Genomic DNA, 877 nt, shown 5'->3' on the forward strand with positions numbered 1-877 from the left:
AATATACATATCCAGGCTTAAGGTCAGACTATGATATAAGTTTTTCTGAAATGGATTTTGAACTGCGGCGGCCATCAGTTTTTCTGCCTGACTGTCTGCCCATTTTTGCGAACGACTTTTACATAATTCCTTTATTTTCTTGGCAACTTTCTCTTCACCAGTATCCAGGATTTTTTGTGATGTAGGAAATGTTTGTAAGGTTAGTAAAGAAACATATGAATGTAAGTCACCAAAAACCCCACGGTATTCAGGAAACACTTGATCCAAAATTGCTTGAAATTGTAATTTAGTTTGTACAAACAGGCCTGTAATATTTTCGTGCTGTCTTGTAAGGTTACGTAAGTTTAAGAGTTGGATTCCTCGCTGTTTATACGGCTCTAAGTCCTCTTTATAATACAGCTCGCAGAGATGACGAGCGTCAATAACATCTGTCTTTACCTTGCGTAAACTAGAACTCTTAGCTCGATACGATATGAGTGGATTTACGATAATCAATAAGTACCCTATATCCTCGAAAAACTGGACAACTGGTGTATGATAATGTCCAGTGGATTCTAATACAATGGGAGGCCGTCCCCCGGATACATTTTCTACTTCTCTAATAAAGTCTAGAAGACTAGCTAACCCTTCAAGAGTATGTGCTACTTTAAAGCTTTTTTTGTAAGGCTGCTTTTTATCCAAGAAAGCTTGAACCTGACTTTCCCCTTTTGCCACATCCAGACCAACAACTGGATTCATAAATTATCTCCTCCTAATATAAAGTCACCGGTACCCCAATTCCTTCTTGTAGTATCATAGCTTCGCTTGTTATACGAGATCATAGTCCCAACCAGCCTCAATCATGTTTCTACAAGTAGGGGGCGAACTGTTTAGTTGA

1 protein-coding gene is annotated in these 877 nt (G+C 38.7%); it reads right to left on the reverse strand.

The window, feature by feature from the left end:
* On the reverse strand, positions 1-738 hold a 738-nt coding region (locus ADA55_RS16505), incomplete at its 3' end, for an IS110 family transposase (RefSeq protein WP_048685883.1).
* Positions 739-877: the final 139 nt, after the last annotated feature.

It is taken from the genome of Bacillus sp. 220_BSPC, from assembly GCF_001054655.1.
Taxonomy (GTDB): Bacteria; Bacillota; Bacilli; order Bacillales; family DSM-1321; genus Peribacillus; species Peribacillus frigoritolerans.